Below are 2954 nucleotides of genomic sequence, written 5' to 3'. Positions count from 1 at the left end.
TCTCGCACTTCTTGATTTCGCTTTCGATCTTCGCGATTTCTTTGCTGAGGCGCGTTTTCTCGGCGCTGAGGTCGATAAGTCCCGCGAGTGGGATCAGTACGCGTAGAGTGCCGACCACGGCAACTGCGGCGGCGGGTTCATTTTTGCCCGAATCAATCCACTGTGGCGCTTCGACGCGTGCGAGAAAGCTGATCTGCGCGGCAAATTTTTCGACGCGTGCGCGATCGCCGGCATCGCCATCGGCCAGCAGCAACGGGATGATCTTGCCGGGCGCAATGTTCATTTCGGCGCGAATACGACGAATGCCGCTGAGCACGTTCTTGAACCACTCGATCTCGGCGGTGGCAGCTTCATCGACGGCGATGTCGTTCGCGTTCGGCCAAGGGCGCTGGAAGAGGCTTTCTGCACCGAAGCCAAGTTTTGGCGCCACCGATTGCCAGATTTCTTCGGTGATGAATGGAATGATCGGATGCAGTGCGCGCAACACCGTTTCCAACACCACCAGCAAGGTGTGGCGCGTGGACGCTGCAGCGGTTGCATCATCTCCATTGAGCGCAGGCTTGGACAGTTCCAGGAACCAGTCGCAGTATTCGTTCCGTACGAACTCATACAGCGATCCTTCCTTCTTCCTCGCGATCAGCGAAAAATTCTTCTTGTGACGACGCTGCCATGTAGGCAGGCGTTGATTGTGGCAGCCCGCAAGCATCACTAACATCAATTTATGCGGGCGAGCTTTTCACAGGAAGTTGTTATGCGTCATATCCTCAAGGCTTGCGCGCTTTCATTGGTGATCGCTACGAATGTATGTGCACAGGACTTGCCTGCTGATCGCTATCTGGGGTCTGGGTCGAATGCGGGGACTGTTGTATGCAAGGCGGAAAAGTCGATGGTCGCTTTAATGAATGCTGGGACAAGCGAGCCGGTATTATTGACTCGCCTCATTATTAACGGGGATTGTTTAGTCATGCCGTACGGATGGTCCCTGTTGGTTGCAGAAGACCCGCGCTGGGATCAAAAGGAAGTTCGCGCATCCAAGTGGACTATTCGGACGCCTGATGGCATCGTGCATATGTGGGGCGCGCCTATCGGTGAGGACTGAATTAGGGTTGCTCTATCTGTGTATACCTAACTCTGGTTGCCGGCGTCAGTGAGGAATGAGTCGGGTCTTTTTTCGCTTTAGCGTTTCTAGGATTCATTCGATCCAGCTTTTTACAAGGGATTGATATGCGTTACATCATCACAGCGTGTTACCTTTCACTCGCCATGATCACGTGTGCATATGCCGATCAAGGAACGGTCGCATGCAAGACTGAGAAAGCAATGGTTACCTTGATGAAGGTTAAGCCCTATCTCAGCACAAACAGCGACGAATTGAAGCGCATGATTAAAAGCGGCGATTGCTTGTTCTTACCGGATGAGTGGTTGGTGCTAGAGGCAGACGACCCCCCATTAGATCAGCAGGAGGATCATGCGTCTAAATGGACAATTAGGACATCGCATGGAATCGTCCACATGTGGGGAGCGCCTTTTGGTGGCGACTAAGTTAGGCTTGTTCTATTTGCGTATATTTGCCCTTGGTACTCGGTGTTAAGCCCTCAACCACAAAGCCGCGCAATTGTTTGGGTCGATCTTCGGGCGTCCAGCCTAAGTGCACGTGTTCGCCTTGAGTTACCGTATAGCGTCCATGATGGATAATTTGATAACGGAACGCAGATTTCATCGTGTCGCCGAAAATTTCCCGACGCCTCGCACGTATCAGATCAAACGCCTGCGTGTCCGTGAAGCCATTGCAGTGAAAGTCTGCAGCGAGATGGAGCAAGTGAAGGCTGTCTGTGGCACCTCCGGGTGGGATATGCCCTCTATCGCCGCTTGTCACACGCACCACGCAACCTAGTTCATCTGCGATACGCTCTAGCACTTTTTGCACTCGATCGTCACTAACGCGATAGCTTCCATAGTTGACTACAAACACGGGACGGTCTCCTTTTCCCTGGGTTTATACGGACAAGACGGTCAATTGCTCCATGCATCGCGGTATTGCAAGTTGCCATCCAGATACGTCCAGGTGATGTCCTCGTAACGCAGAGAAAGCTTTTCGCCGTGGTTTTTTGTCTGTGCAGATGGGTCCTTGATATTGTGGACTTGGGGTGTGACGGCGACGATTTTCACGTTGCGCAGGGTCATGTTGAAGTATTCGACTTCGCGGCCGGCCTCATCGACGCGATACCACTTTATTTCGGCGGATCTCAAGGTATCGCCGCGCGAGAGTCGCATGTAGAGAATAGGCGAGGAGCGATCGATTTCTTTTTCGATGACGAGGGGCATATGCAGGCGGGTGCCTAGCAAGCGCCCGGTTACGCTATCGGCGGGGGCATGCATGCCATGTTTGAAGCTCAGTACTTCAATGCTTCCCTCACGGCCGACGACTTGGCTTGAGCCGCGGATGTCACTGCCGTCGATGTCTTTTAGCCACAAATGCAGGGGAATTGCCACGCGCAATCCTTAGCCGGTTTGTATCGGCGCAGTGTTGCGCTTATTGGTGGGCGAAGCCGTCGGATGATGCCGAGCGTCTAAGCCGTATCGAAGAGTCAGTTCGTGTCAGATAAGGCGATCGGCGAAACGGGTCTGAATGTTTGGCCTTGGGTGTTGCAGGTTGCATTGTGGCTCACAACGCCGGGGTAGCCACTTACCTAGCCCTCTCCCCGGAGGGGAGAGGGGGTTGCTGACGCATCAGCCAAGCTTGCGCATCTGCTCACGCAGGGTGCCGAGCTGCGTGCTCCAGTCGGTGATGCGCTGCCGCTCTTGCGTTACCACTTCAGCGGGGGCGTTTGCCACGAAGTTGGCGTTGCCAAGCTTGTTCTCGCACTTCTTGATTTCGCTTTCGATCTTCGCGATTTCTTTGCTGAGGCGCGTTTTCTCGGCGCTGAGGTCGATAAGTCCCGCGAGTGGGATCA

The 2954-nt window shown here is 54.0% G+C and carries 5 protein-coding genes and 1 pseudogene; 2 read left to right on the top strand and 4 right to left on the bottom strand.

The genetic code is table 11. From position 1 onward, the window contains the following. Window positions 1-616, bottom strand: a pseudogene (locus DWU98_RS21440) (class I tRNA ligase family protein); the annotation flags it as partial. A gap of 135 nt (window positions 617-751) precedes the next feature. On the opposite strand from DWU98_RS21440, the gene DWU98_RS21435 reads away from it, so the two are divergent. Both DWU98_RS21435 and DWU98_RS21430 read left to right on the top strand, forming a co-directional pair. Next, the gene (locus tag DWU98_RS21435) at window positions 752-1099 is read left to right on the top strand and encodes a hypothetical protein (RefSeq protein WP_147293412.1); all 348 of its coding nucleotides are present in this window, start codon (window positions 752-754) and stop codon (window positions 1097-1099) included. A 125-nt stretch (window positions 1100-1224) separates the two neighbouring features. Next, the gene (locus DWU98_RS21430; protein ID WP_115497617.1) at window positions 1225-1542 is read left to right on the top strand and encodes a hypothetical protein; all 318 of its coding nucleotides are present in this window, start codon (window positions 1225-1227) and stop codon (window positions 1540-1542) included. Window position 1543: 1 nt separating this feature from the next. Here DWU98_RS21430 and DWU98_RS21425 read toward each other — a convergent pair whose 3' ends face one another. The 3 genes from DWU98_RS21425 to DWU98_RS21415 form a co-directional block, all read right to left on the bottom strand. After that, the gene (locus tag DWU98_RS21425; RefSeq protein WP_115497616.1) at window positions 1544-1972 is read right to left on the bottom strand and encodes a hypothetical protein; all 429 of its coding nucleotides are present in this window, start codon (window positions 1970-1972) and stop codon (window positions 1544-1546) included. Window positions 1973-2013: 41 nt separating this feature from the next. Further along, entirely contained in the window at window positions 2014-2493 is a 480-nt protein-coding gene (tssD, locus tag DWU98_RS21420; RefSeq protein WP_115497615.1) for a type VI secretion system tube protein TssD, read from the bottom strand. A gap of 237 nt (window positions 2494-2730) precedes the next feature. Beyond that, window positions 2731-2954, bottom strand: a 224-nt coding sequence (locus tag DWU98_RS21415) for a hypothetical protein (RefSeq protein WP_147293411.1), incomplete at its 5' end; no start/stop codon positions are given.

This window comes from Dyella monticola, from assembly GCF_003363155.1.
In the GTDB taxonomy this organism is placed as follows: Bacteria; Pseudomonadota; Gammaproteobacteria; order Xanthomonadales; family Rhodanobacteraceae; genus Dyella_B; species Dyella_B monticola.
This window is presented reverse-complemented; position numbering and strand designations above follow the sequence as displayed.